At 66.6% G+C, this 26992-nt stretch carries 23 protein-coding genes; 19 read left to right on the forward strand and 4 right to left on the reverse strand.

Annotated elements, in window-relative coordinates:
* Window positions 1-4: 4 nt before the first annotated feature.
* Genes ACILRJ_RS00620 through ACILRJ_RS00630 form a run of 3 tightly spaced genes read right to left on the reverse strand, consistent with a single transcriptional unit; the run spans window position 5 to window position 4345 of the window.
* Entirely contained in the window at window positions 5-1336 is a 1332-nt protein-coding gene (locus ACILRJ_RS00620) for a TldD/PmbA family protein (protein ID WP_395679314.1), read from the reverse strand.
* A gap of 19 nt (window positions 1337-1355) precedes the next feature.
* On the reverse strand, window positions 1356-2690 hold the full coding sequence (locus ACILRJ_RS00625) for a TldD/PmbA family protein (protein ID WP_395679316.1): 1335 nt from the start codon (window positions 2688-2690) through the stop codon (window positions 1356-1358).
* Between the two features lie 20 nt (window positions 2691-2710).
* On the reverse strand, window positions 2711-4345 hold the full coding sequence (locus ACILRJ_RS00630) for a TldD/PmbA family protein (RefSeq protein ID WP_395679318.1): 1635 nt from the start codon (window positions 4343-4345) through the stop codon (window positions 2711-2713).
* A gap of 201 nt (window positions 4346-4546) precedes the next feature.
* Here ACILRJ_RS00630 and queD point away from each other — a divergent pair, with 201 nt between their 5' ends.
* The 19 genes from queD (at window position 4547) to ACILRJ_RS00725 (ending at window position 26643) form a co-directional block, all read left to right on the forward strand.
* A complete protein-coding gene (gene queD / locus ACILRJ_RS00635) occupies window positions 4547-4906 on the forward strand; it encodes a 6-carboxytetrahydropterin synthase QueD (RefSeq protein WP_395679320.1) in 360 nt (119 codons plus the stop codon).
* 172 nt (window positions 4907-5078) lie between these two features.
* Window positions 5079-5474, forward strand: coding sequence for a phasin family protein (locus ACILRJ_RS00640; RefSeq protein ID WP_395679322.1), 396 nt, complete (start codon window positions 5079-5081; stop codon window positions 5472-5474).
* Between the two features lie 408 nt (window positions 5475-5882).
* Window positions 5883-6251 carry an ATP synthase subunit I gene (locus tag ACILRJ_RS00645; protein WP_395679324.1) on the forward strand — a complete coding sequence of 123 codons (369 nt, stop codon included), beginning with the start codon at window positions 5883-5885 and terminating at the stop codon, window positions 6249-6251.
* 4 nt (window positions 6252-6255) lie between these two features.
* The gene (gene atpB, locus ACILRJ_RS00650) at window positions 6256-7125 is read left to right on the forward strand and encodes a F0F1 ATP synthase subunit A (RefSeq protein WP_395679326.1); all 870 of its coding nucleotides are present in this window, start codon (window positions 6256-6258) and stop codon (window positions 7123-7125) included.
* A 166-nt stretch (window positions 7126-7291) separates the two neighbouring features.
* On the forward strand, window positions 7292-7579 hold the full coding sequence (atpE, locus tag ACILRJ_RS00655; RefSeq protein WP_277871135.1) for a F0F1 ATP synthase subunit C: 288 nt from the start codon (window positions 7292-7294) through the stop codon (window positions 7577-7579).
* A gap of 61 nt (window positions 7580-7640) precedes the next feature.
* Complete coding sequence (locus ACILRJ_RS00660; RefSeq protein ID WP_395679328.1) at window positions 7641-8111, forward strand: F0F1 ATP synthase subunit B; 471 nt, start codon at window positions 7641-7643, stop codon at window positions 8109-8111.
* Between the two features lie 3 nt (window positions 8112-8114).
* Window positions 8115-8648, forward strand: a complete 534-nt coding sequence (locus tag ACILRJ_RS00665; protein WP_395679330.1) for a F0F1 ATP synthase subunit delta — start codon at window positions 8115-8117, stop codon at window positions 8646-8648.
* A gap of 115 nt (window positions 8649-8763) precedes the next feature.
* Window positions 8764-10311, forward strand: coding sequence for a F0F1 ATP synthase subunit alpha (gene atpA, locus ACILRJ_RS00670; protein WP_395679332.1), 1548 nt, complete (start codon window positions 8764-8766; stop codon window positions 10309-10311).
* A gap of 73 nt (window positions 10312-10384) precedes the next feature.
* The gene (atpG, locus tag ACILRJ_RS00675; RefSeq protein ID WP_395679334.1) at window positions 10385-11248 is read left to right on the forward strand and encodes a F0F1 ATP synthase subunit gamma; all 864 of its coding nucleotides are present in this window, start codon (window positions 10385-10387) and stop codon (window positions 11246-11248) included.
* Window positions 11249-11348: 100 nt separating this feature from the next.
* Window positions 11349-12782: a F0F1 ATP synthase subunit beta gene (atpD, locus tag ACILRJ_RS00680; RefSeq protein ID WP_395679336.1), complete on the forward strand. Its 1434-nt coding sequence runs from the start codon at window positions 11349-11351 to the stop codon at window positions 12780-12782.
* Between the two features lie 128 nt (window positions 12783-12910).
* Window positions 12911-13333 carry a F0F1 ATP synthase subunit epsilon gene (locus ACILRJ_RS00685; protein WP_395679338.1) on the forward strand — a complete coding sequence of 141 codons (423 nt, stop codon included), beginning with the start codon at window positions 12911-12913 and terminating at the stop codon, window positions 13331-13333.
* A gap of 162 nt (window positions 13334-13495) precedes the next feature.
* A complete protein-coding gene (locus ACILRJ_RS00690; protein ID WP_395679340.1) occupies window positions 13496-15448 on the forward strand; it encodes a right-handed parallel beta-helix repeat-containing protein in 1953 nt (650 codons plus the stop codon).
* Window positions 15449-15677: 229 nt separating this feature from the next.
* The gene (glmU, locus tag ACILRJ_RS00695; RefSeq protein WP_395679342.1) at window positions 15678-17048 is read left to right on the forward strand and encodes a bifunctional UDP-N-acetylglucosamine diphosphorylase/glucosamine-1-phosphate N-acetyltransferase GlmU; all 1371 of its coding nucleotides are present in this window, start codon (window positions 15678-15680) and stop codon (window positions 17046-17048) included.
* Between the two features lie 320 nt (window positions 17049-17368).
* Window positions 17369-18661 (forward strand): nucleotide sugar dehydrogenase, encoded by a 1293-nt coding sequence (locus tag ACILRJ_RS00700; RefSeq protein WP_395679344.1) that lies wholly within the window; start codon window positions 17369-17371, stop codon window positions 18659-18661.
* Between the two features lie 112 nt (window positions 18662-18773).
* Window positions 18774-19781, forward strand: a complete 1008-nt coding sequence (locus ACILRJ_RS00705; protein WP_395679346.1) for an NAD-dependent epimerase — start codon at window positions 18774-18776, stop codon at window positions 19779-19781.
* A 262-nt stretch (window positions 19782-20043) separates the two neighbouring features.
* Window positions 20044-21381, forward strand: coding sequence for a hypothetical protein (locus tag ACILRJ_RS00710; protein ID WP_395679348.1), 1338 nt, complete (start codon window positions 20044-20046; stop codon window positions 21379-21381).
* Window positions 21378-22139 carry a polysaccharide biosynthesis protein gene (locus ACILRJ_RS00715; RefSeq protein WP_395679350.1) on the forward strand — a complete coding sequence of 254 codons (762 nt, stop codon included), beginning with the start codon at window positions 21378-21380 and terminating at the stop codon, window positions 22137-22139. The genes ACILRJ_RS00710 and ACILRJ_RS00715 overlap by 4 nt, the downstream gene beginning before the upstream one ends.
* 171 nt (window positions 22140-22310) lie before the next feature.
* Window positions 22311-24143 (forward strand): glutamine--fructose-6-phosphate transaminase (isomerizing), encoded by a 1833-nt coding sequence (gene glmS / locus ACILRJ_RS00720; protein WP_395679352.1) that lies wholly within the window; start codon window positions 22311-22313, stop codon window positions 24141-24143.
* 448 nt (window positions 24144-24591) lie between these two features.
* Window positions 24592-26643 (forward strand): hypothetical protein, encoded by a 2052-nt coding sequence (locus tag ACILRJ_RS00725; RefSeq protein WP_395679354.1) that lies wholly within the window; start codon window positions 24592-24594, stop codon window positions 26641-26643.
* A gap of 58 nt (window positions 26644-26701) precedes the next feature.
* Here ACILRJ_RS00725 and ACILRJ_RS00730 read toward each other — a convergent pair whose 3' ends face one another.
* Window positions 26702-26974 (reverse strand): hypothetical protein, encoded by a 273-nt coding sequence (locus tag ACILRJ_RS00730; RefSeq protein ID WP_395679356.1) that lies wholly within the window; start codon window positions 26972-26974, stop codon window positions 26702-26704.
* Window positions 26975-26992 lie beyond the last annotated feature (18 nt).

The raw sequence follows: 26992 nt of genomic DNA on the forward strand, positions 1-26992 counted from the left end.
CGGTTCAAACCGCCTCGGACAGCGAACTGAACGTGAAGTCGCGCACGCGCAGGGACGGCAGCCGCAACGGGAACTGCGGCGCGTACATGGTCACCATGCGCTCGGTCGCGCCGACCGCCTCGATGTTGTTGAGCATGACGACGACCGATTCGAGGAAGCGGAAATTGCGGATCGGGTACTTGATCTCGCCGTCCTCGATGTAGAACGTGCCGTCGCGCGTGACGCCGCTCAGAAGGATGGTCTGCGGGTCGGACAGCGTGACGTAATGGGTATGCGTGACGAGCAGGCCGCGGCGCGTGCCGCGCACGAGATCCATCGTCGACTGGTCGGTTCCGGCCATTATCAGGTTGCCCATCTGGCCGGTCGCCTTGCGGCCCTGCTGTTGCGCCCAGTAGCGTGAATACTGGAGCGGTTCGATCTTGCCGCGCGTGACGATCGGGATGCGCTCGCGCGCGACGCCTTCGTCGTCCCACGGCAACACCGGTACCTGTGCGTCCCACGGATCCGAATACAGCGTCACGGCCTCGCCGAACACGCGCTCGCCCGCGCGGTTTCCGCCACCCTTGCGCGAGAGCGGACTGCGCCCTTCGTCGGCCTCGCGTGCATCGAAGCCGAGGTACAGCATCAACGGTGCGAGCGCCTGCGGCTCGAACACGACGGTGTACTTGCCCGGCTCGAGCGTCTTCGCCTCGACCGAAGTCTTCGCGCGCTCGATCGCCGAACGGATTTCCACCTTCGGATCGAACTTCGCGACGTCGAGCAGGTTGCGCGCGACCCAACCCGAACCGCGCCCGTCATCGGTGCGTACGGTGCACGTGAAATCCATCGCCGAGGACTTCTGGTAGCCGAAGTTGCCCTTGCTGTTGGCGAGCGCGTTGAAGTTCTGCGCATCCGCGAAGAAACCCGCCGCGACCAGGTGCTCGCGCCGGCACGGCTCGATGCACGCGGCCGCGACCTGCGCGCGGTACTGCGGCGTGATGGCCGCGGTCGGGCCGGCGAACGTGTCGCTCGCCCTGTAGTCCTGCGGCGTGATCGCCGGCACGAACTCCGGATTCTCCGGAGCGAGCCGCGCCAGTTCCTCGGCGCGGCGTACCGCCGCTTCGATCGACGCGTCGTCGAAGCGGTTCGTCGTCGCGGTGCCGACGCGCCTGCCGAACGCGACCTCGACCGCGAGGTCGGCGTCGCTCACGTGGCCGCTGGTGGACACGCCGTTCAGCGCGTAGCGGATATTGCCGCCACTCGAACCGGACAATGTCGCGACGCACTGATCGGCCTTCGACAGGCCGATCGCGCGGTCGAGGATGGCCTTCGCCTGCTGTTCGCTGTAGATGGCCATCGTGGCTCGCGACGATCCGCTACACCGCGTCGGACAACGAGGTGAACGTGAAATCACGCACCTTCAGCGGCGGGATCATCATCACGAACGGCGATTCGTCGTCGGCGACGCGCACGGGCTTGCCGATCTCCTCGATGTTGTTGAGCATGATCGCGGGCGACTCGTTGAAGCGGAAGTTCTTGATCGGGTATTTGATCTCGCCATCCTCGATGTAGAACGTGCCGTCGCGGGTCAGGCCGGTCAGCAGCACGGTCTGCGGATCGACCAGGCGGATATACCAGGTGCGCGTGATCAGCACGCCCTTCTTGGTGCCCTTGACCAGGTCCATTGTCGACTTGTCGCCGCCGACCATGATCAGGTTGCCGGGCTGGCCGACCGCCTTCTTGCCCTGCTTCTGCGCCCAGTAGCGTGAATACTGCAGGTAGTCGATCTTGCCACCGGTGACGATCGGGGTGCGCTCGCGCGCGAGGCCGTCGTTGTCCCACGGCAGCACTGCGGACTGCTCGTCCCACGGGTCGGCGTACATCGTCACGCGTTCGTCGAACAGCTTCTCGCCGAGCTTGTTGCCGCCGCCCTTCTTCGACAGGAAGCTGCGTCCTTCGTCGGAGCGGCGCGCGTCGAAACCGAACATCATGAACGAGATCAGGCCCGCGCTCGCGGCCGGCTCCATGATCACGGTGTACTTGCCCGGCTCGAGCGCCTTCGCCTCGGCCGAGCCCTTGGCCTTGCTGATCGCCGTCTGGATGTCGCTCTTCGCATCAAACCCGGACACGTCGCCGAGGTTGCGCGCGACCCAGCCCGACCCGTGGCCGTCGTCGGTGCGCACGGTGCACGTGAAGTCTACGCCGGTGGTCTTCTGGTAGCCGAAGTTGCCCTTGCTGTTCGCGATCGCCGAGAAGCTCGCGTTGTCGGTGAAGAACCCGGCCGCGACCAGCTTGTCCTTGCGGCACGGCTCGATGCACGCGGCAGCGACCGACGCGCGGTATTCGGGCGTGATCGCCGCGGTCTTGTCGCTCCAGGTGCCGCTCGCCTTGTACGCCTGCTTGTCGATCGCCGGCACGAATTCGGGATTCTCCGGCGCGAGCTTCGCCAGCTCTTCGGCGCGGCGCACGACCGCCTCGATCGAGGCGTCGTCGAAGCTGTTGATCGTAGCGGTGCCGATGCGCTTGCCGAACGCGACCTCGACCGCGAGGTCGCAGTCGCTGACCCGGCCGCTGGTCGACACGCTGTTCAACGCGTAGCGGATGTTGCCGTTGATGCCGCCGTTCAGCGTCGCGCTGCACTGGTTGGCTTTTGACGCCTTGATCGCCTTGTCGAGGATCGCCCTGGCCTGGTCTTCGGTGTAGATGCTCATTCGATGTGTCCTCCGCGCGCTCAGCCGAGGCTGCGTGCCGTGTTGATGACGTTGGCGCCGTTGAAGCGCGCGGTGCTGGAGCCGTGCGAGACCGCCGATACCTGGCCCGGCTGGCCCTTGCCGTCGAAGAACGAGCCGCCGAAACGGAAGTCGCTCTCGTCGCAGACCGCGGCGCAGGAATTCCAGAATTCCGGCGTGCGGATCTGATAGGCGACGTCCTCGAGTGGCTGGGTCACCTTGCCGTTCTTGATTTCGTAGAACAGCTGGCCGCCGAACTGCGCGTTGTAGCGCTGCTGGTCGATCGAGAAGGAACCGTCGCCGACGATGTAGATGCCGTTCTCGATGCCCTTGATCATGTCGGCCGGCGACATCTTGTCCTTGCCCGGCGCGAGTGACACATTGGCCATGCGCTGGAACTGCACGCTCGACCACGAATCGGCGTAGCAGCACCCCTGCGACTCCTTCAGGCCGAGGATGTGCGCCTGGTCGCGGATCACCTGGTAGTTGACCAGGGTGCCGTCCTTGATGAGGTCCCAGCGCTGCGTCTTGACGCCCTCGTCGTCGTAGCCGACCGCGCCGAGCGTGCCCTTCTGCACCTTGTCGGCGAAGATCGTGACCTTGTCGCTGCCGTACTTGAACTTGTCCTTCCACTTGTCGAGCGTGGCGAAGCTGGTGCCTGCGTAGTTCGCCTCGTAGCCGAGCACGCGGTCGAGTTCGAGCGGATGGCCGACCGACTCGTGGATCGTCAGCCACAGATGCGAGGGATCAAGCATGAGGTCGTACTTGCCCGGCTTCACCGACTGCGCGGTCAGCTTCTCCTTCGCCTGCTTCGCCGCGGCGATCGCGTCTTCCTTCATGTCGTAGGAGTTGCCATATACGATCGCGCCGCCCGGCAGCTCGACCTTGTCGGCCTTGTTGCCGTCGAGATACTCGAAGCCCATGCCGCGCGGCGCCGACAGGCCGGCGCGGATGCGGAACTTGCCGGTCTTCTGGTCGACAGCGGTGACCTGCATCGGCGCCCAGATGCGGTGGACGTCCTGGTCGATGTAGGAGCCGTCGGTAGAGGCGAAGTATTTCTGTTCGTTGACCAGGAACAGGATCGAGTTGATGAAGCTCGCGCCCGCCTGCATCGCCGCCGCGTTCACGCCGAGCAGCAGGTCGACCTTGTCCTTGAGCGGTACTTCCATCGAGTTCTTGACGATCGGGGTCGACCAGCTGACCTCGCCGACACCCTTCACCGGCGCGAGCTCGACGGGCCTGGCCTGAATCTTGGAGTTCGCCTTGGCGATCGCGACCGCTTCCTTCGCCGCCTTCGCGACGCTGTCCGGACTCATGTCGCTGGTCGCGGCGAAGCCCCAGGTGCCCTTCGCGATCACGCGGATGCCGATGCCGCTCGACTCCGTATTGACGACGTTCTGCACCTTGTCCTCGCGCGTGATCACGAACTGGCGCAGGTAGCGCCCGATGCGCACGTCGCAATAGCTCGCGCCGGCCGATTTGGCCGCGCCGAGCGCAACATCCGCGAGCTTCTTCTTGGTCGCGACGTCGATCTTCGTCAGCAACGCCTCCGCGGCGATGACGCGGCCGTGCAGGGCCGGCAGCAGCAGGCCACCAAGGCCCACGCCGGTCATCTTGAGGAAATCACGCCTTTCCATCTGTGCCTCCGGGTAACGAGTCGCCGCCAGCGGGCGTCGGTCGATCTTGTCGGAAGCGCGCGGTCCTTGCTACGTGACAAACGGCATAGGCGAGACATCTTCGCCGCGACGTCGGGATCCAGCCGGATTCATCCTTCGCAAGGCCGAGATTGTTCCGGGCTGACAGGCGGAGGGCGCTTGTCGCTGCGCTAGACTTGCACGATGGAGATTTCCAAGACTTTCCGCGTCGAGGCGGCCCACCGCCTGCCGAACGTGCCGGCAGGACACAAATGCAGCCGCCTGCACGGGCATTCGTTCGCGATCGGCATCCATGTGCGCGGACCACTTGATGCGCAGCTCGGCTGGGTGATGGACTACGCCGACATCAAGACTGCGTTCGCGCCGCTGTACGAGCAGCTCGACCACCACTACCTCAACGAGGTTGCCGGCCTCGAAAACCCGACCAGCGAGCAGCTCGCGCGCTGGATCTGGGATCGCCTCAAGCCGCGCCTGCCCCTGCTGTCCCGCGTGGTCGTGAACGAAACCTGCACCACCGCCTGCGAGTACGCCGGCGCCGATTGATTTCTTGCGCTGCGCCAATCTAGCGAAGCGCGCTCAATTCATTGAATTGAAAAGAAACACCCCGGTACTCTGGCGGGCGTTCACGTCCCGTTTCGATATTCTTGTTGCGTCGCAACAAATCCCCTGCTAGGATGCGCCTCAACACTCCCCCCATACCCAAGAGGTATCGAACATGTTCGAGCAGATCAACACCCAGACCCTGTCGCTCGGCAAGAGCTATGCCGATGCCTTCGTGAAGGCCCAGGGCCTCGCCCTCGCCGGCTTCGAGCGCATCACCGAGCTGAACCTGAAGACCTTCGAGGACCGCGTCAAGGCGTCCGTCGAGTTCTGGACCGAAGCCGCGGAAGTGCGCGACCTCGAAGCTGCCAAGTCGATCTCGGCCAAGGGCGTCCAGCTCGCCAAGGAAAGCGCCGAGAAGCTGTATGCGAACGGCCAGGAAGTCCTCGGCGTCTCGATGAAGACGTCGGAAGCGATCGGTTCGCTCGCCAAGAGCTCGTTCGAGTCGGTCAACGAGACCGTCACGGACACGATGAACAAGACGGTCAAGGCGGCCAAGAAGGCCGGCTGATCGAAGAAGTCCCCAGAAAGACAGCGCGCTACTCCCCTTGGCGCACTGTCGGACTTGAAGGCCGGGCCTCTCTGCCCGGCCTTTTTTATGTCCATGGATGGACGGTACACCTGAAATGCAGGAGCAATTTCAGGTGTACAGGATGGACCGAATCCCGGAAATGCAGGAGCAATTTCCGAGATGCCACGCGCTGCCCGAACACCGGACATGCGCTGGTAGGTCACAGGGAGCGGCACTTGCCCCACTGCGGCAACATGTCGCGCCAACCGCCGCCGGACGCCACCCCAAGCCCGACGCATTTCGATTGCGGCCCACACCCCGCGCTTGATAAACTGCGCGGCCTTTTGGAGAGGTGGAGCGCGCCGGGAACGCGCGCCGCGAACGATCCTCCGCCGGCGGGAGTTCCGAGTGCGAAATTCCATCGCCCATGGCTGGCGTGTGGCGGCCCGCACCGCGTCCCTGCAGCTCGGTGCGACCTTGGCGGTATCGCTGGCGGTGGCGGGGTTCGGTTGGCGGACAGGCCTCGCGGCACTGGTCGGCGGCAGCATCGTCTCCATGGGAAACATATTGTTTGCAGTGCGCCTGTTCGGCCGTGGCGTGGCCCCGGCGCGCAGCGTTTTGCGCTCCGCCTGGGCGGCGGAGGCACTGAAATGGGTCTGGCTGTGCGCGACGCTGTACCTCGCGATAGCCGTATGGAAGCTGCCGTTTCCCGGCCTGATCGGCGGGATCCTGGCCGCGCAGTTCGCGTTTTGGATCGCCCTCATCGCAACCAGGTAGAACGATGGCAACCGAAGAAGCCGGCTCGGGCAACATGACCGAATACATCCAGCATCACCTGCACCACTGGCAGCTGAGCTTGGGTGACAACGCGTTCATGACGCTCAACCTGGACACGCTGTTCTTCACGGTGCTGACCGCGCTGGTGTTCTTCCTGCTGTTCGTGCGCGTTGCACGCCGCGCCACCGCGGGCGTGCCGGGCAAGCTGCAATGCGCGATCGAGATGGTCGTGCTGTTCGTCGATGGCCTGGTCAAGGAAACCTTCCACGGCAAGAGCAGGATGATCGCGCCGCTGCTGATCACGATCTTCTGCCTCGTGTTCCTGATGAATTTCATGGACCTGCTGCCGATCGACCTGCTGCCGTGGGCGTGGGCAAGCGGCCACCGCCTCGCCGGCCACGATCCTGCGCACGCGTACCTGCGCATCGTGCCCACCGCCGACCTCAACACCACGCTCGGCATGGCACTGACCGTGTTCCTGCTGATCCAGTACGTCGGCATCAAGAACAAGGGCGTCGGCAAGTTCTTCGGCGAATTCCTGACCGCGCCGTTCCACGCGGAAGGCATGGTCGGCAAGATCGCGCTGGTCATCCCGAACCTGCTGCTGCGCCTGATCGAGGAATGCGTGCGCCCGGTTTCGCTGAGCCTGCGACTGTTCGGCAACATGTACGCCGGCGAGCTCATCTTCATCCTGATCGCGGTAATGACGCTCGGCAGCAGCCTTGGCACGTTCTCGACCTGGCCACTCGGCATCGGCCAGTTCATCGCCGACTTCGGCTGGACGGCGTTCCACATCCTGATCATCACGCTGCAGGCGTTCATCTTCATGGTGCTGAGTCTCGTGTACCTCAGCATGGCCGCGGAAAGTCACTGATTGTGCAATCGTCCTTGATTGCGAAGGCAGAGCGGCCGTCCGTGGCCGCACTTTCAAAGTGAAGCCCGGGCGTTCTTCGATGGACGCCCGGATCGAAAGACCCGCTTTATTTTTTGCGCTGTAGCACCCGATTTTTCATCACCCTAGTAGAGCCACGGAGAAGAACATGGAAACCATCGCCAACGTCGCACAGGTCGCCGATGTCCTGAGCATGACCGTCATCGCTGCCGCGATCCTGATCGGCCTCGGCGCCCTCGGCACCGCGATCGGCTTCGCGATCCTCGGCGGCAAGTTCCTTGAAGGTTCGTCGCGCCAGCCGGAGCTGACCCCGATGCTGCAGACCAAGATGTTCATCGTCGCCGGCCTGCTCGACGCCGTGCCGATGATCGGCGTCGCGATCGCGCTGCTGCTGCTGTTCGCGAACCCGCTGCTCGGCCACATCGGCGCCAAGTAAGAACCGCAGGCATCGTGGCGGCCTCGCGCATGGCGCGGGCCGCCGCTAGCAGGAGCAGACGATGATTCCGAATCTCACCCTGGTCATCCAGGGCCTGGCGTTCTTCGCCGTGGTCCTCATGGTCATGAAACTCGGCTGGCCGCACATCATCGCGGCGATCGAGGACCGGCAGAACAAGATCGCCGAAGGCCTGTCGCAGGCGGAGAAGGCGCGCAAGGAGCTCGCCGATGCCGACGCACGCGTCGCCGACGAGATCAAGAAGGCGCGCGCGGAAGCGGCGACGATCATCGACAAGGCGCACCAGCAGGCGACCCAGATCGTCGACAAGGCGCGCCAGGACGCGATCGTCGAAGCGACCAAGCAGAAGGCGATCGCCGCTGCCGACATCGAGGCGCAGGCACACAAGGCGCGCGATGAACTGCGCGGCAAGGTGGCTTCGCTGGCGATGGCAGGCGCCGAGAAGATCCTCAAGCGCGAGATCGACGCGAACGCGCACAAGGCGCTGATCGACCAGCTCGTCACCGAGATCTGACCGATGTCGAACGCACTTTCCCTCGCCCGTCCGTATGCGCGTGCCGCGTTCGAGCTGGCGCGCTCGCAAGGCGCGCTCGGCCCGTGGGCCGGCAAGCTCGCCTTCGCCGCACAGGTCGCCGCCGATGCGCGCGTCGCCACGTTGTTCAGCGATCCGCGCGTCGCGCAGGCCGATCTCGTCGCGCTGGTAACGCCGGAAGGCGAAGCGGCGGATTCGCCGTTCGCCGGTTTCGTGCGCGTGCTCGCCGAGAATCGCCGCCTGCCGGTGCTGCCGGAAGTCGGCGCGCTGTTCGAAGAGCTCAAGCAGGAAGCCGAGCGCGTGCTCAAGGTGAACGTGCGTTCGGCCACGCCGATCGACGCCGGCGAGACCGCCAAGCTCAAGGACGCGCTCAAGCGCCGCTTCGGCCGCGACATCGAGATCGAGCAGTCGATCGATGCCGGGGTGCTCGGCGGCGCGATCATCGACGCCGGCGATGTCGTCATCGATGGTTCGGTGCGTGGGCGTCTGGCGCGCCTGGGACAGGCGTTGAGTAACTAGTGCGGTCGTTCATGCCCGCGAAAATCAAGGAGCAGGCATCCGTGCCTGCACTGTTCATCTAAAAGCTCATTCTTCGTGTGCCGCGCAAGCGGCGCATGACCCGAGGAACCAAGCCATGGCAACCACGATCAATCCGTCCGAAATCAGCGAGCTCATCAAGAGTCGCATCGAGAAGTTCAAGCTGTCCGCGGAAGCGCGCAACGAAGGCACGCTGACCGGCGTGTCGGACGGCATCGTGCGCATCCACGGCCTCAACGACGTGATGTCGGGCGAGATGGTCGAGCTGCCGGGCGACACGTTCGCGCTCGCGCTGAACCTCGAGCGCGACTCGGTCGGCGCGGTGGTGCTCGGTGCCTACGAGCACCTGCGCGAAGGCGACACCGCCAAGACCACCGGCCGCATCCTCGAAGTGCCGGTCGGCCGCGAGCTGCTCGGTCGCGTCGTCGACGCCCTCGGCCAGCCGATCGACGGCAAGGGTCCGCTCAACGCGAAGCAGACCTCGCCGATCGAGAAGGTCGCGCCGGGCGTGATCTGGCGCAAATCGGTCGACCAGCCGGTGCAGACCGGTTACAAGTCGGTCGACTCGATGATCCCGGTCGGCCGCGGCCAGCGCGAGCTGATCATCGGCGATCGCCAGACCGGCAAGACCGCGCTCGCCGTCGACGCGATCATCAACCAGAAGGGTTCCGGCATCAAATGCATCTATGTCGCCATCGGGCAGAAGCAGAGCTCGATCGCGAACGTGGTGCGCAAGCTGGAGGAGAACGACGCGCTCGCGCACACGATCATCGTCGCGGCGTCGGCATCCGAATCGGCCGCGATGCAGTACATCGCGCCGTACTCCGGCTGCGCAATGGGCGAGTTCTTCCGCGACAACGGCGAAGACGCGCTGATCATCTATGACGACCTGACCAAGCAGGCGTGGGCGTATCGCCAGATCTCGCTGCTGCTGAAGCGCCCGCCGGGCCGCGAAGCGTACCCGGGCGACGTGTTCTACCTGCACAGCCGCCTGCTCGAGCGCGCCGCGCGCGTCAACGAGGAGTATGTCGAGAAGCACACCAACGGCGCGGTCAAGGGCAAGACCGGCTCGCTCACCGCGCTGCCGATCATCGAGACGCAGGCTGGCGACGTTTCCGCGTTCGTGCCGACCAACGTGATCTCGATCACCGACGGCCAGATCTTCCTCGAGACCGACCTGTTCAACGCCGGCATCCGCCCGGCCGTGAACGCCGGCGTCTCGGTGTCGCGCGTCGGTGGCGCTGCACAGACCAAGATCGTCAAGAAGCTCTCCGGCGGCGTGAAGCTCGCGCTCGCGCAGTACCGCGAGCTCGCCGCGTTCGCGCAGTTCGCGTCGGACCTCGACGCCGCCACGCGCGCCCAGCTCGAGCGCGGCCAGCGCGTGACCGAGCTGATGAAGCAGAAGCAGTACGCGCCGCTGTCGATCGCCGAACTCGCGCTGTCGGTTTACGCCGCGGAGAAGGGTTACCTCGACGACCTGCCGCTGAACAAGGTGCTGCCGTTCGAAGCCGCGCTGCACGCGCACTTCCACGGCAACTACGCCGATCTCATGAAGAAGATCGTCGACACCGGCGACTGGAACAACGACATCGAAGGCGCATTCAAGAAGGGCCTCGAAGAGTTCAAGAAGACCGGCAGCTGGTGACGCGCAGGGTGGGCCGAGGCCCACCGCTTCGAGCGATGACGGCGGACCAAGGTCCGCCCTACCGAGAGACGAAATGGCAGGCGCAAGAGAAATCCGCACCAAGATCAAGAGCGTGCAGAACACCCGCAAGGTGACGCGCGCGCTCGAAATGGTCTCGGCATCGAAGATCCGCAAGGCGCAGGACCTGATGCGCGCTTCGCGTCCCTACGCGCGCCTGATGCGCCAGGTCATCGGCCACATCGCGCGCGCGAATGTCGAGTTCAAGCATCCGTTTCTGGTCGAGCGCAGCGACGTGAAGCGCGTCGGATACGTGGTCGTTTCGACCGACCGCGGCCTGTGCGGCGGCCTCAATTCCAACCTGTTCCGCAAGATGCTCGGCGAAATCCGCGCGTGGCAGGACAAGGGCGTGGAAGTCGACATGGTCTGCATCGGCCAGAAGGCGACCCAGTTCTTCCGTCGCCTGAAGGTCAACATGGTCGGTTCGGTCACGCACCTCGGCGAAAAGCCGCAGGTGGCGCAGCTGATCGGCGTGATCAAGGTCATGCTCGACGAGTACACCGCCGGCCGCGTCGACCGCCTCAACCTCGTCTACAACGACTTCGTCAACACGATGACGCAGAAGGCGACGATCGACGCGCTGCTGCCGCTGCCGCCGTCGGAAGAGCTGGCTACTTCGCACGGGTGGGACTATCTGTACGAACCCGACGCGGAAACTGTGCTCGAGCACGTGCTGACGCGCTACATCGAGTCGCTGGTTTACCAGTCGGTGCTCGAGAACCTCGCCAGCGAGCATGCCGCGCGCATGGTCGCGATGAAGAGCGCCTCGGACAACGCGACCAAGGCGATCGGCAATCTCACGTTGATCTACAACAAGGCGCGCCAGGCGGCGATCACCCAGGAAATCTCGGAGATCGTTTCGGGCGCCGCGGCGGTATAGGTCGAAGTCAAACAGCAGCCATCCATGTCTGCACTTTTCAACAACAGCACGGCGTCGGCCGCGCTGCGGCAAATTTGAAAGAGTTACTCGGAGCAATCCCATGAGCCAGGGCAAAGTCGTACAAATCATCGGCGCCGTCGTCGACGTCGAATTCCCGCGCGAGTCCGTGCCGAAGGTGTACGACGCGCTCAAGATCGACGGCATGGCGATCACGCTCGAGGTGCAGCAGCAGCTCGGTGACGGCGTCGTGCGCACGATCGCGCTCGGCTCGACCGACGGCCTCAAGCGCGGCCTCGTCGCCAACAACACCGGCGACGGCATCAAGGTGCCGGTCGGCAAGGCGACCCTCGGCCGCATCATGGACGTGCTCGGCAATCCGATCGACGAAGCCGGCCCGATCGGCGCGAAAGACGAGTGGGTCATCCATCGCAAGGCACCGGCCTACGACGACCAGGCCGCGGCGAGCGACCTGCTCGAAACCGGCATCAAGGTCATCGACCTGGTCTGCCCGTTCGCCAAGGGCGGCAAGGTCGGCCTGTTCGGCGGCGCCGGCGTCGGCAAGACCGTCAACATGCTCGAACTCATCAACAACATCGCGACCCAGCACGCGGGCCTGTCGGTGTTCGCCGGCGTCGGCGAGCGCACGCGCGAAGGCAACGACTTCTACCACGAGATGATCGATGCCGGCGTCGTCAAGCTCGACGACAAGACCCAGTCGAAGGTGGCGATGGTGTACGGCCAGATGAACGAGCCGCCGGGCAACCGCCTGCGCGTCGCGCTGACCGGCCTGACCATGGCCGAATACTTCCGCGACGACATCGACCCGGCGACCGGCAAGGGCCGCGACATCCTGTTCTTCGTCGACAACATCTACCGCTACACGTTGGCCGGTACCGAAGTGTCGGCGCTGCTCGGCCGCATGCCTTCGGCGGTCGGCTACCAGCCGACGCTGGCCGATGAAATGGGCCGCCTGCAGGAGCGCATCACCTCGACCAAGACCGGCTCGATCACCTCGATCCAGGCCGTCTACGTGCCCGCGGACGATTACACCGATCCGTCGCCGGCGACCACGTTCGCGCATCTCGATTCGACCGTCGCGCTGTCGCGCGACATCGCCTCGCTCGGCATCTACCCGGCGGTCGATCCGCTCGCCTCGACCAGTCGCCAACTCGATCCGCTGGTGATCGGCCAGGAACACTACGACGTCGCGCGTCGCGTGCAGGGCACCCTGCAACGCTACAAGGAGCTCAAGGACATCATCGCGATCCTCGGCATGGACGAGCTTTCCGAAGACGACCGCAACACCGTCTACCGCGCGCGCAAGATCGAGAAGTTCTTCTCGCAGCCGTTCACGGTCGCGCAGGTGTTCACCGGCGCACCGGGCAAGTACGTGACGCTGAAGGAAACCATCCGCGGCTTCAAGATGATCTGCGACGGCGAGTGCGACCACCTGCCGGAACAGGCGTTCTACATGGTCGGCGGCATCGACGAGGCCTTCGAGAAGGCCAAGGCGATGGAGAAGAAGGCCGCCTGACGGCGCCTTCGGGAATCGGGAATGGGGAACAGGGCATCGTCAACGGCGACAAGCCGACGAAACCTGCTCCGACCATCCCCGATTCCCCGTTCCAGATCCGGTCGAACAAGCGAAGCGAGAGAGAGACAATGAGCACAATCCGCTGCGACATCGTCAGCGCCGAGGAAGAGATCTTCCGCGGCCAGGCGCAGATGGTCATCGCGACCGGCGAGATGGGCGAGCTCGGCATCGCACCGCGCCACGCCCCGCTGATCACGCGCCTCAAGCCCGGTCAGGTGCGCGTGCAGCTGGAGAATGGCGAGGAGCAATTCTTCTACGTCTCCGGCGGCATCCTCGAGGTGCAACCGAACGTGGTCACCGTGCTCGCCGACACCGCGATCCGCGCCAAGGACCTCGACGAGGCCGCCGCACGCGGCGCCAAGGACGAAGCCGAGCGCGCGCTCGCGAACCGCACCGACGCGCTCGAAGTCGCACAGGCGCAGGCACAGCTCGCCCAGGCACTGGCGCAGTTGCAGGCGCTCGAGCGCCTGCGTCGCGCACTCAAGCACTGAGCTGCATCGCACGAAGCAGGATTGAAGACGCCGGCGAAAGCCGGCGTTTCTGTTGATGCTCGCCGCGCGCCACACCGCACGGCACGGCAATTCGCGGCGCGCGTCACACCCGCGGGAAGCCCGCGTGGCAGACTATCGGCGACGTCGATCATCCCGGTTGCCATGCGCCATCGCCTTCCCTTGTCCGTGGCAGCGGCCTGCCTGTGCGCAGCATCCGCGCAGGCACAGAATGCCGCGAACTTCAGCGCGCTCGACGGCTACGGCAACTTCGTCGCCGGCGGCGTCGTCGCGACCGTCACTGGCGATGCGAACGGCAACGCAAGCGCGCAGCTGGAATGGCGCGCGCAAGGTGCGCCGGTCTGGCGCGCGGGACATCCGCTGGTGCGCGTCGATGCGACGCATTTTCTCGGCAGCCTGTTCTGGCTCGTCACGGGACAGGCCTACGACGTGCGCGTGACGCTCGCCGATCCGGACGGCGTCACGACGCCGGTACGCAGCACGGTTGTCGCGACGCGCGCCGAGCCCGCAACCTTCGCGCCGACGCGCACCCTGTACGTCTCGCCGGGTGGTGATGACAGCCGCGACGGCAGCAGTCCCGCGCAAGCGGTGCAGACGATCCAGCGCGGCGCGAACCTTGCGCAGCCGGGCGATCTCGTCTGGATCGCCGCGGGCGTCTACCGCGAGAGCGTCAGCCTGCCGCGCTCGGGCACGCCGACCCAGCCGATCGTGTTCCGTGGCGCGCCGGGCGCGATCCTCGACGGCGCCGACGCCGGCATCGCCGCGGGCGCGGGCTGGACCAACGCCGGCAACGGAGTGTGGTCGCGCGCGACCGGTTTCTCCACGGCGCTGGTGGTCAGCGACCAAGGCCGCCTGTTCCCGTACGCGAGTGCCGCCGATCTGGCCGCCCTTTCCTCGGGCGCACCCGGAGGATTCTTTTTCGACGGCACCACCCTGTCGGTGAAATTCAGCGACGGCTCGACCGCCGCGCAGCGCCACCTCGACGTGGCGCGCCTCGCCGCCGGATTCGTCGTCGACGGCCTGCACCACGTGCGCATCGAGAACCTCGAGATCCGCCACTACGGCGGCGACGAGTACGGCAAGGGCGTCTATCTGCGCTATGCCAGCGACACGATCGTGCGCGGCAACGCGATCCACGAGAATGCGGCGACCGGCGTCTGGCTCAAGGGCGGCGATCGCAACCTGATCGAGCGCAACACGATCGGCGACAGCTCGATCTTCGGCTGGCCATGGGCCGCGACCCACGACAGCAGCGCGCAGAACAACGCGGTGTATTTCACCAACGACCTCGGACGCGGCAACGTGATCCGCTACAACACCGTGCACGACACCTACGACGGCCTGCACCCGTGCGGCGACAGCGCGCCGGCGAGCGGATTCAGCAACGAGACCGATGTCTACGGGAACACGATCTACCGCCACAACGACGACGCGATCGAAGCCGAGGGCTACTGCGCGAACGTGCGCATCTGGGGCAACCGCATCCACGACAGCCTGATGGCATTCGCGGTCGCGCCAGCGGGCACCGGACCGGTGTGGATCGTGCGCAATACCGCCTGGAACCTCGGCAGCACGCATTCCGCCCTCGTCGACGGCTACACCTCGAGCGCGATCAAGATCAACAGCGACTACCCGACGCCGGTCGGGCCACTGCTGCTCTACCACAACAGTTTCGCGACCACCGTGCCGGGAACGGATGCGGTGGTCCTGTTCGACCCCGGCGTCACCACTACCTTGCGCAGCCGCAACAACGTCTATTCGGCACCCGGCCACGCGCTGCGCAAAATCAACACGATCGCGCTCGATCTGGACTACGACGACCTCGATGCCGGGACGGCGCCGCTGGTGCGCTGGTACTCGAACAGCTACGCGACGCTCGCCGCTTTTCAGCTGGGCGTCGGCCAGGAACTGCACGGGCTGGCGACCCCTCCCGCGCTCGCCGATCCCGCACATGGCAACTTCATGCCTGCGTCCGGCAGCGCGCTGGTCGACCGCGGCCTGCCGTTGCCCGGCATCAACGACGAGGCCGTCGGCGCCGCGCCGGACATCGGCGCGGTCGAGTACGCCGACCTGATCTTCGCCGACGGGTTCGACTAGCGGTCGTTTCCCGACTCCCGACCTGCGCCGGCGCCGACCGGCGGACTCCGAAGACCGCCGATCGGCGCGGGGCGACGCGACGGGAGGGCGGCGCTCCCTCTAGAATGTGACCGACGTCTCATGCGGATCCCTCGCAGGTCCGCAGGATGGGTGGCGCGGCAACGCCGCGACCTTGGCGGCCGGATGCGTCCCACGCGGCGCAGGCGGCATCCTGTTGAGAGGATTTTCCGTGACGAGCACACCCCTGCATGTGATCGTCCTCGCCGCCGGCGAGGGCAAGCGGATGAAGTCGTCGAAGCCGAAGGTGTTGATGCCGCTCGCCGGCCGGCCGATGCTCGCGCATGTGCTCGATACTGCGCGCGCATTGCAACCGGCGCGCATCCACCTCGTCTTCGGCCATCTCGGCGAGCAGGTGAAGGCGGCGCTGACCGACCTCGGCGACCTCGCGTGGGTGCATCAGGCGGAGCAGCGCGGCACCGGCCACGCGGTCAAGCTCGCGATGCCGGAGATCCCCGAGGACGCTCGCGTGCTGATCCTTTACGGCGACGTGCCGCTGATCCGTACCGAAACCCTGCGCAGCCTGCTCGCACTGCCGAACCCGCTCGCCGCACTGGTCACCCAGCTCGAAAATCCCTACGGCTACGGCCGCGTCGTGCGCGACGGCATCGGCCGCATCCGCGCGGTGGTCGAGGAAAAGGACGCGACGATCGAGCAGCGCGCGATCACCTGGGTCAACAGCGGAATCCTCGCCGCCGATGCACGCCGCCTGCGTGTGTGGATCAACAACCTGACCGACCGCAACGCGCAGCGCGAGTACTACCTGACCGACGTGTTCGAACAAGCCAACGACGAGGGCGAGCCGGCCGAAGCGGTGGCCTGCGCGAACCCGCAGGAGGTATTCGGCGCGAACGACCCGTGGCAACTGGCCGGACTGGAACGCATGCACCAGCGCCTGCGAGCGACCCAGCTCGCCGCCGCCGGCGTGCGCTTCGCCGACCCGGTGCGCTTCGACGTGCGCGGCGACGTGCGCGTCGGTCGCGACGTCGAGATCGACGTCGACGTGATCCTCGAAGGCCTGGTCGAACTCGGCGACGAAGTGCGCATCGGCCCGTTCTGCCGCGTGCGCAATTCGACGCTCGCCGCCGGCACCATCGTGCATTCGCATTGCAATCTCGACGGCGTGGTCACGCACGGCCCGTGCGACATCGGCCCGTTCGCGCGGCTGCGCCCGGGCACCGAACTCGGCGCACACACGCGCATCGGCAACTTCGTCGAGACCAAGAAGGCGCACTTCGGCGAGAACTCCAAGGCCAACCACCTGAGCTACGTCGGCGACGCCGAGATCGGTCGCGACGTCAACATCGGCGCCGGCACGATCACCTGCAATTACGACGGCGTGAACAAGCACGTGACCACGCTCGAGGATGGCGCGTTCATCGGCTCCAACACCGCACTGATCGCCCCGGTGCGGATCGGCAAGGACGCCACGATCGGCGCCGGTTCGGTGGTCGGCAACGAAGCGCCGGCCGGCGAGCTCACGCTCGCGCGCGCGCGCCAGACCGTCGTGCCGGGATGGAAGCGACCGAAGAAGACGACCTGACGGCGGTCAGGGTGCGTCGCCGAATCGGCAACCGTGTTTCGACGCCGCTGCGCTCGACAAGAGCGGACCTTCCATTCCGAGCGGGCCCGTCCGCCTGAGCACGGGTACGGCTCAAGAGTTCCGTTCCTTGGGCGCAGCCATGTCCTGGGCGGAGTAGAAGGGCGCGCAGCGCCGGAGTCGAAGGGCAAGACCCCAGAGGGGGAAGTGTTTCGACTCCGCTGCGCAGCGCTCAACACGAACGGACCCAGGGCGGCATTCTCGGTTGTTCGATTCTTGCGGGGCGGCACACTAGACTTGCGCAACGCTGCCCCGAGGTTTGCATGACCGCCGCTCCCCTGCCCCGCGCCGACGACATCCGCGTCGCGATCATCGGCCTCGGCTATGTCGGCCTGCCGCTCGCGGTTGGGTTTGGCCGGCAGTTGCCGACCCTCGGCTTCGACATAAACGAGACGCGCATCGCGGAGCTGCGCGCGCACCGCGACCACACCCTGGAAGTCACCACCGAGGAGCTCCAGGCGACAGCGCAACTGCGCTTCAGCGCGGACAACGCGGACCTGGCCGCCTGCAACGTGTTCATCGTGACCGTGCCGACGCCGATCGACGATGCCAAGCGCCCGGACCTGCGCCCGCTCGAAGCAGCCAGCCGCACGGTCGGCCGCGCGATCGGTCGCGGCGGCGTCGCGATCTTCGAGTCGACCGTGTACCCGGGCGCGACCGAGGAAGTGTGCGTGCCGATCATCGAGCGCGAGTCGGGGCTCAAGTACAACGTCGACTTCCATGCCGGGTACAGCCCCGAGCGCATCAATCCGGGCGACAAGCAGCATCGCCTCGAAACGATCATGAAGGTGACATCGGGTTCTACGCCCGCAGCCGCCGACTTCGTCGACGCGCTGTATCGGCGCGTCATCAGCGCGGGCACGCACAAGGCCTCGAGCATCCGCGTCGCCGAGGCGGCGAAGGTGATCGAGAACACCCAGCGCGACCTCAACATCGCGCTCATCAACGAACTCGCGCTGATCTTCCACCGGCTCGACATCGACACCGGCGAGGTGCTCGCCGCGGCGGGCACGAAGTGGAATTTCCTGCCGTTCCGGCCTGGCCTTGTCGGCGGCCACTGCATCGGCGTCGATCCGTACTACCTCACGCACAAGGCGCAGCAGATCGGCTACCACCCGGAAGTGATCCTGTCCGGCCGACGCATCAACGACGGCATGGGCCAGCACGTCGCCCAGCGCGTGATCAAGCTCATGACGCAGCGACGCATCCATGCCGCCGGCGCGAACATCCTCGTGCTCGGCCTCGCGTTCAAGGAGAACTGCCCGGACCTGCGCAACACGCGCGTGATCGACGTGGTCGACGAGTTCAGGAGCTACCACGCGAACGTCGACGTGCACGATCCGTGGGTCAGTGCCGACGAGGCACGCCGCGAGTACGGCATCGAACTCGCGCCCGAACTCGTCCCCGGCCGCTACGACGCGGTGATCCTCGCGGTCGCGCACCGGCAGTTCGTCGAACTGGGCGGCGAGCGCATCCGCGCCCTCGGCAAGCCCGGCTCGATCGTGTTCGACGTCAAGCAGGCGTTGCCGCGCGAGCTCGTCGACGACCGGTTGTGAAACGCGGGGATCGGGGATTGGGGATTCGTAAAATCGCCGGCCCGCAGTCCACCATTCACCCTTGGCTTCTCTCCACTCCCCAATCCCGAATCCCCAATCCCGGCCCTTCAACATGCGCATCCTCGTCACCGGCGCCGCCGGCTTCATCGGATCGACCCTGAGCGAACGCCTGCTTGCGCGAGGCGACGAAGTACTCGGTTACGACAACCTCAACGGCTATTACGATCCGACACTGAAGGAAGCGCGCCTCGCCAAACTGACGCCGCACGCGAACTTCTCGTTCGTGCGCGCAGCGCTGGAGGACCGCCCCGCGCTGGAGCGCGCGTTCGCCGGGTTTCGGCCGGAGCGCGTCGTCAACCTCGCCGCACAGGCGGGCGTGCGGTACTCGCTGACCAACCCGTATGCATACATCGAGGCAAACCTGGTCGGCTTCATCAACGTGCTCGAAGCCTGCCGCCACGGTGGCGTCGAACACCTCGTGTATGCCTCGTCGAGTTCGGTCTACGGCGCGAACCGCAAGCTGCCATTCTCGGTGCAGGACGCGGTCGACCATCCGGTCAGCCTGTACGCGGCGACCAAGAAGGCGAACGAGCTGATGGCGCATACCTACAGCCATCTGTACCAGTTGCCGACCACCGGCCTGCGTTTCTTCACCGTGTACGGCCCGTGGGGGCGACCGGACATGGCGCTGTTCCTGTTCACCAGGAAGATCCTCGCCGGCGAGCCGATCGAAGTGTTCAACCACGGCAAGCACACGCGCGACTTCACCTACATCGACGACATCGTCGAAGGCGTGATCCGCACGCTCGACCGCGTGCCCGCGGGCGACCCGGCCTTCGATCCGCTGCATCCCAATCCCGCTTCCTCGGGGGCGCCCTACCGCGTCTACAACATCGGCAACCACCAGCCGATCGAGCTGGCCCATTACATCGCGGTGCTCGAAGCGAAGCTCGGGCGCAGCGCCGAGAAGATCCTGCTGCCGCTGCAGCCGGGCGACGTGCCCGACACCTACGCCGACGTCGCCGAGCTGTCGCGCGACACCGGCTACGCGCCTTCGACCCCGGTCGAGGTCGGCATCGGACGCTTCGTCGACTGGTATCGCGCGTACTACCAGGTCTGATCCTGATGCGGGCAAGCCACGCGCTTTGTCACCGGTCCCCGTTGCGGAGAGGAGTACGCGCGCAACGCGGGCGGTGCGCGGCGCGAGCGTTGCGGGCGTGCTCCACCCCGGCCATCCCCGGAAGGGAGCGGCGCAGACAGTGCTGGCGGTCACGCGGAAACGGCTGCGCTTGGAATACTCTTTGCAAGACGGTCCACGAGCCATCCGACCGCGCGAATGGACGGAACACCGTATCCGGCGGGTATCCCGGGGAGGCGAATCGATGACCGACAAGGTCCCGCTGGGCGAACTGCTGCCGGTGCTCGCGACGGAGGCGCGCCGGCGCATGCTCGTGCTGGGTGCGACATTCGCGCTCATCGCGATCACCGCACTGGTCATCGGCATCGGCCTGCCGCGCCGGTATGAATCCTCGACCACACTCGTGCTGGAGCCAAGCCGCATCGCAACGGCGTTGCCGGGCGATCGCGCGGTACCTGCCGGTTCCGTCGATCACGTCGCGCGCGCACGCGAACTGCTCGCCAACCGCAAGGTCATAGACGAAGTCCTCGCCGCCGATGGTGCGGCCGCGCAGCGCTCCGCGGCCGAGCAGGACCAGATGGTCGAAGCGCTCGGCGAGCGCATCGAAATCACCAGCCCGCGCGACGATCAGGTCCGCATCCGCTATCGCGACGACGACCCGCTGAGGGCGTTGCGCATCACCCGGCAGCTCGGCGAGCTTTTCGTGCGCGAGCGGCTTGCCGCGCAGGAACGCGAGAGCCGCAGCGTTTTCGACTTTCTCGACCGCCAGGTCAAGGCGTACCAGCGCAAGCTGACGGACGCCGAAGACAAGCTCAAGAGCTATCGCGAAGCCGCCGATGCCGTCACGCCGGCGAACGACGGAAAGGCGCGCGTCAGCCAGTTGCTCGACCAGGTCGAACGGGCGCGCCGCGAACTGGTCGAGCAGCGCGCGCGCGAGGACGCGCTCGCAACACAGCTGGCGGAGCCATCAGCCGCGCCGGCCACGGACACTGCGCCGGCCACCAGCTCCTACGAGGAACTTCGCGACAAGCTCGCGGTTGCACGTCGCGAACGTGTCGCAACGGCATCGCGTCTCGACCAGGCCGAGGCCGCACTGAAGACCGACCTGGGCAAGACCGATGGTGCCCATGCGAACAATGAACTGGCCGGCGTGATTCGCGATTACGAGGCCAACCGCAGCGTCGTCGAGGATCTGCTCAAGCGGCGCGAGAACGCGCGCATCGCGATGGATCTGGACAGCCACCAGCAAGGCCTTTCCGTGCGCATACAACAGCCCGCGACGATGCCGCAGCATGCGTCGGGCCTGCGCCTGCTGCACCTTGCGGTCGGCGGCCTGCTGCTCGCGATCCTGGTGCCGCTCGGCATGCTGCTCGCGCGGGCGCGCCTGGACCCGCGCGTGCGCTCGGCGGCGCAGGTCGAACGCCTGACCGGATTGCCGATGCTGGCGACGATCCCGACCTGCCCGACACCCGCGGAACGTCGCCGCACGACCATGCATGCGAGCGCACTGGCATTGATCGTTTTCGGCGTGCTGCTTTGTTACACGGCGGCATTCCTGCTCCAACTGAGGGCTTCGCCATGAACGGCGACGACAGCAGCAAACCCGCAGGCGCAGTCCCCGACGAAGCCGTCACGGGCGCGGCGCGCGTCCTTGCGAGCCGCACGATCGCGCGCATGGCCGAGCTGAATGCGCTGACCACGCTGCAACTCGACGAGCGCCGCCTGATCCATCGCGGCGAATCGGCACGCGCGCAGGCTGACGCATTCCGCGAGATCCGCACGCGCCTGCTCGCGCGCGGCGGCGAGCACAATTTCATCACCCTGGTCACGGCGGTGAGTCCCGCCTCGGGCGGCAGCTTCGTCGCACGCAACCTCGCGGCGGCGTTCGCATTCGACGAGACGAAGACCGCGCTGTTGATCGACTGCAATCCGCGCGATGCGGCGCAGCACAAGGCGCTCGGCACCGAAGCCAGCCCCGGCCTGATCGACTACCTCGACCACCCGGCGATGGGCATGGAACCGATCATCCACCGCACCGGCATCCCGCGCCTGCGCCTGATTCCGACCGGCACCGCGCGCGAGACCGGTACCGAATACTTTTCCTCGTTCCGCATGCGCGCCGCGCTCGATTCGCTGCGCTGCCGCTACCCGGACCGCTACCTGTTCCTCGACGGGCCCGCGGTGAAAGGCGCACCGGACGCGCGCATCCTGTCCGACCTCGCCGACTTCGTCCTGCTGGTGGCCGGCTACGGTCGCGATACGCCGAGTGCGATCGCGCAGGCGGCCGCGGCGTTCGCGCCGGAGCGTTTCGCGGGGGTGGTGTTCGACGAGCTCGGCTAGTCTGGTCGTCCCGGCGAATGCGGGGACCAAAGTCCTGGCTCACCTCGCGCTCCCGAAAGAATCGCGAAAGGCGCCGGCCACGCCTTCGCCAGAGTTGCGGTTTATCATCGCGTTCACGCAGGGCGCGCCGGGCAGGCGAACCCTCTCCCCGACGCCAAGGAACTGAAGTCCATGTGTGGAATCGTCGCCGCTACCGCGGCCCGCGACGTAGTGCCGGTGCTGATCGCCGGCCTGAAGGCACTGGAATACCGCGGCTACGACTCCGCCGGCATCTCGGTGCTGGAAAACGGCCGCCTCGCGCGCGTGCGTGCCGCCGGCAAGGTGCGCGAACTCGAATCGCTGTACGAAGCGGCCCCGGTCGCCGGCAGCAGCGGCATCGCGCACACGCGCTGGGCCACCCACGGCGTGCCGAACACGGTCAACGCGCATCCGCATGTATCGAGCGAGCGTGTCGCGGTCGTGCACAACGGCATCATCGAGAACCATGCCGAGTTGCGCAGCGAACTCAAGGCGCAGGGCTACCGCTTCGATTCGGACACCGATACCGAGGTGATCGCCCATCTCGTCGACGCCGCGATCGCCGCCGGCGCGGACCTGCGCGGGGCGGTCATCGCCGCAACGAAGCGACTGCACGGCGCCTATGCGATCGCGGTGATGAACCGCGACCAGCCCGGCCAGATCGTCGGCGCGCGCCGCGGCAGCCCGCTGGTCGCCGGCCTTGGCGACGGCGAGAACTTCCTCGGCTCCGACGTGCAGGCGCTGATTCGCCAGACCAGCCGCTTCAAGTACCTTGAGGAAGGCGACGTCGCCGAGATCAGCGTCGGCGGATGCGCGATCTTCGACGCCGACGGCAACCCGGTCGAACGCATCGAGCGCAGGAGCGAGCTGTCCGCCGACGCGGTCGAGCGCGGCGAATACCGCCACTACATGCTGAAGGAGATCTTCGAGCAGCCGCGTGCGATCGCCGACACGCTCGAAGGCCGGATCGCCGAAGGACGCGTGCTGCCGAACATCTTCGGGGTCGATGCCGACAAGCTGCTTGCGCGCGTGAGGAACGTGCAGATCGTCGCCTGCGGCACCAGCTTCCACGCCGGCCTCGTCGCGCGCTACTGGATTGAAGCGATGGCCGGCCTGCCGTGCAGCGTCGAGGTCGCGAGCGAATACCGCTACCGGCGCGTGGTCGTGCCGGAAGGAACGCTGTTCCTCGCGGTGTCGCAATCGGGTGAAACGGCGGACACGCTGGCCGCGCTGCGCGACGGCCGCAACCGCGGCTACCTCGGCTCGCTCGCGATCTGCAACGTGCCCGAATCCAGCCTCGTGCGCGAATCCGACCTCGTGCTGATGACGCGCGCGGGCCCGGAGATCGGCGTCGCCTCGACCAAGGCATTCACCACCCAGCTGACCGCGCTCGCGCTACTCGCGCTCGAACTCGCGCGCCTCAACGGCGCCAGCGCGGAAACGATCGCGGCCCACGTCAGCGAACTCGCGACCCTGCCACGCGTGATCGGCGAAGTGCTCGCGCTCGAGCCGGAAATCGCGCGCCTCGCCGAACGCTTCGTGCCCAAGCACCACGCCTTGTTCCTCGGGCGCGGCGTGCACTACCCGGTCGCGCTCGAAGGCGCGCTCAAGCTCAAGGAAATTTCCTACATCCATGCCGAGGCGTATCCGGCCGGCGAACTCAAGCACGGCCCGCTCGCACTGGTCGACGAGGACATGCCGGTAATCACCGTCGCGCCGAACAACCAGCTGCTCGAGAAGCTGAAGTCGAACCTCGAGGAAGTGCGTGCGCGCGGCGGCGAGCTGTTCGTGTTCGCCGACACCGACGCACCGTTGACCCAGCAGGGCGAGCGCGGAGCGGTCATCAAGGTCGCCTCCGGTGGCAACCTGATCGCACCCGCGGTGTTTACCGTGCCGCTGCAGATGCTCGCCTATCACGTCGCCGTGCTGCGCGGCACCGACGTCGACCAGCCGCGCAACCTCGCCAAGAGTGTGACGGTGGAATAAGTGCCGGCCACGATAGCCGTCCGCAAACCGTAGAGCCCTGCCAGCCCGCGCAGCGCGGCGATCAGTGCCTGCCCGACATGGCTCGCCGGCGAGCACGCCTGTCGCAGGTGGTCGAACGGCGCTTCCTTGCAGGGCTTTCGGTCGAACAGACCGCCGAAGTGCTAGAGATCGTGCCGCGCAACGCCGTGCGGCGCCGGCCGCCGGGTGATATGCGGCTTGCAACCGGCGGCATGGTGCCCGGCAGGGAGTTCGACGTACGGGCGAATCCGGCTCCGCCACCACCGGCGGCGCGCTGATCTTCGCCAGCGGCTTCGATTGAGGCGGGCGCGAACGCCGCGGCGGCGCGCGCCTTTTTCGTGAACCACGCCGCGCTTTGCCTGCGCAGTGCGCCGCGATCGAACCACGGCACGAGCGCCAGAATGGGTTTCGTACGGAAGGAGAATCCATCATGTTGCGCCAGCGCCTGTTCTGCGGCTTAGTCCTGCTCGCCGCACCCTGCCTTGCGAGCGCAAGCGTGCGCACCTGGCCAACCACCGGCCCGTGTGCCAGTGGAACCTTGCAGGCCTGCATCAACGGCGCCGTCGACGGCGACATCGTCGAAGTCGCGAGCAATGCGGTCATCAACGAGTCGCTCTCGTTCGGCGTGCCGCTGACCCTGCGCGCGGCGAGCGGCTACGCGCCGCGAATCGCCGTCGACCAGGTCATCACGGCAACCGCGACGATTGACGGCGACTATGCGATCGAGGGCTTCACCCTGCAGCGCGGCTTCGTCTACGTAACCCACAGCGCCGGCAACGCGAACGTCCGCGTGCGGCGCGTGCGCGTACTCGCGCCGATGGCGACCGGCCCCGCGCAGATCTCGCTGTACAACAACACGACGTCGCCGCTCAGCTACGACATTGGCGAGAACGACCTCGCCTTTGCATGGGACACCTACGACGGCGCGATCCACGCTGCACTGCAGGTCCTCGACACCCAGACCGGCAGCAGCGAAGGTCGCATCCACGAGAACCGCATCGCTGCCGCCGGCGCGTGGGCGGCCGGCGTGCTGGTGGTCAGCAACAATCGTACGCACACCACGCGCGTCGACGGCAACTGGGTCCGTGGCGGCAGTTCCTACGGCAGCATCGACCTGCGCCAGGGCAGCTTCAGCGGCGGCGCTGGCACGCTGACCGCATACGTGGTCAACAATGTCGTCACGCCGCTGCGCCAGCCGGCCGACGCCTACGGCATCAAGGCCGAGGCGAATGCCGGCGGCCTCGCCCTGCAGGCGTTCAACAACACGGTGACCGGCGCTTACAGCGGCGTCAACGTCTACGCGGCGAGCGGCACCACGCTGAGCGGGCGCATCGCCAACAACCTGCTCGCCGGCAACATCCTCAACCTCGCCTACAGCAACAGCGGCAGCGGCGGCGTCGACAACGACCACAATCTGCTCTTCGGCGGCAGCACCAGCGGCATCACGCCCGGAGCCGGCGCGGTCACGGCGGATCCCCTGCTGCGCGGCGCACCCGGCAATCCGTGGCTCAATCCCGGCTCACCCGCCATCGATGTCGCCGACAGTGCAGGCCTGTCCAGCGTCCTCGCGAGCGCCGGCCTCGCACGCCTCGACGGCGCCGGCCTGCGCCGCTTCAAGGGTGCCGCCAATGCCGCCGACATCGGCGCGCTCGAATACGGCGACACGACGTTCCTGCACCGCAGCGCCAATCCGCCGGCGAGCGTCTACAGCACCCTCGACGATGCCAGCGTCAATGCGCAGGCCTCACACCGGCCGCAGCTGACGGCGAACTGGAATCCCGACGGCAGCACCGGGCTGTACTGGAACCATGCGGTCAGCGCGTACTGGAACAGCATCACGTCGCGGTGGTCGCTGCGCGACGAAGATCTCGTCCCGTTCGGCGACGACGTGCGCTTCAACCTGTTCGCGCCGGCCGGCGGCGACGGCAATTTCGCGCATGTCGCGACGGCGGCGAACGTCAGCGGCTTCACCACGCGTCTTGCCGCGAGCGGCCTCGACGACGCGCCGGACCGCATCCTGCTGGTGACGCGCAACTCGGTCGATCCCGGCGGTACCGTCTACGACGACGTTCATCCGTTCGGCGTGTTCTACTTCGCGTTCGGCGGCCCCGGCTCGTGGTTCGTCTCGCACCTGGACTCGACCGTGATGGGCGAGGGCGGCGGTTACAACGTGTACTGGCAGGCGCCGAGCGCGAATGCGTACCGGCACCTCGCGACCGCCGGCAACATCGCCGGCAACTACACCCTGCTCGACCACCCGCTGCTGAATGACCACGCATGCGCGCGCCCGCATGTGACCCAGAGCGCGGGCCAGGGCGTCTTCAACGGTCACCAGGTCGGCGTCTGGTACACCGGCTCGCGCTGGTCGGTGTTCAACCAGGACGGCGCGGCGATGCCGGTGAACGCCGAGTTCGACGTCATCGTCGATGCGCAGCAGGCATTCGAATGCAACGACGTGATCTTCGCCGACGGTTTCGATTGATCGCCGCCGCAGCGCCGCCGCGCGTCTCGTCGACGCGCGGTTCGCAAGCGGCAGGACTTCACCAGCGCGGAACGCCGGCATCATCCGGCAGTCGGCCTTCGCGGTACAGCCGCTCCAGATAGCCGATCAACGCATCCATCACCAGGCGTGTCTCCGCGCCGTTCACTTCGACGGCACGCTCGATCTGCGCCTTCGACAACGGCCGGCTCACGGTCTCGCCGGCCTGCTTCGCCAGTTCGATCGCCAATTCCGCCAGTCGGATCGAATAGCCGCGCAGGTTCGCCGCCTCGTTGACAAACTCGCGCGTGAGCGCAAAGTCCTGAATCGCCATGGCACGCTCCTCCCGGAA

The sequence above is a fragment of the Dokdonella sp. genome, from assembly GCF_044227025.1.
In the GTDB taxonomy this organism is placed as follows: domain Bacteria; phylum Pseudomonadota; class Gammaproteobacteria; order Xanthomonadales; family Rhodanobacteraceae; genus Dokdonella_A.